At 41.4% G+C, this 867-nt stretch carries 1 protein-coding gene and 1 pseudogene; both read right to left on the reverse strand.

Features of this window, described 5'->3' with window-relative positions; all coding sequences use genetic code 11:
* Positions 1–434, reverse strand: a pseudogene (locus tag HMPREF0666_RS15925) (hypothetical protein); the annotation flags it as partial.
* A 33-nt stretch (positions 435–467) separates the two neighbouring features.
* Positions 468–680: a hypothetical protein gene (locus tag HMPREF0666_RS15930; RefSeq protein WP_009010609.1), complete on the reverse strand. Its 213-nt coding sequence runs from the start codon at positions 678–680 to the stop codon at positions 468–470.
* Between the last annotated feature and the right edge of the window lie 187 nt (positions 681–867).

Below are 867 nucleotides of genomic sequence, written 5' to 3' on the forward strand. Positions count from 1 at the left end.
TCGCCCGATATGCCAAAATGAGTAGTAGTATTTGGTTCCTCCTGACTCTGATTAGCAGCGATTGAGACTTGATCCTTATTGCCATTCTGACCTGGGTAATAAACTTTATAGGTGCTGCTTTTAGTAAACTTACCAGGCACCTTAAACTCAAAGCTGGCTGTCTTTTCTGTTGGAGCATTGCTACTTTGCTGCCATGCGCCGTTATCATCTTTAACCCAAATCTTATCGCCAGACTCCCAATAGAAAGTGCCATTGCTTTCCATAGATGTACGGGTTGTTGGGTCGCCTGTTGAGAAGGTTGTTAAGTTTGCGTCGCTATCTTTTCCTTTTTGATTTTGCGCTATGTCTTCATTGGCACAAGAAGCAAGTGCCAAGCCTATACCGAACACAAGTGCCATGAACTTAAAGCACGATGCGAAAGAATATTTTTTCATTGTTTTCTACTTTTACTTTGTTCTTTTAGTTTATTACTCTCTGTTAGTATTCCATGCTGGCGTTTCTTCCTCGTATTCTGACATCCAACCTGGTGTTTGCTTAGCGTCTCCATGCGTTCCACCTAGTTGTGCAGGATTATGCTGACCATTAAAAGGAGAGCCTGCCATCAAATAAGTGCTTTCGTTTACCAAAACTATTTCACACTTTGGTGCAGAATAGTTCTTCTTTTGTTTCTTTTTCTCCATTGTTTTATCAATTAAAATAGTTATTATTTCGTGCTTAATTTCTTCTTATTTCGTTTACGTAGGGACACAAAAAAGCGAACAAAGGAAACTCCGAAAAGTCCTTTGTTTACAGGGGTTGCACGGCACGCCTCGCGCGCGTATGCGTGAAGAAAAAGTGGGGAGGTTAGGCCTGGCCTATATGAGAGAG

It is taken from the genome of Prevotella sp. C561 (assembly GCF_000224595.1).
Classification (GTDB): domain Bacteria; phylum Bacteroidota; class Bacteroidia; order Bacteroidales; family Bacteroidaceae; genus Prevotella; species Prevotella jejuni.

Coding starts and splice junctions, on each gene's coding strand:
- HMPREF0666_RS15930 (WP_009010609.1), bottom strand. CDS start 680: ATGGAGAAAAAGAAACAAAAGAAGAACTATTCTGCACCAAAGTGTGAA.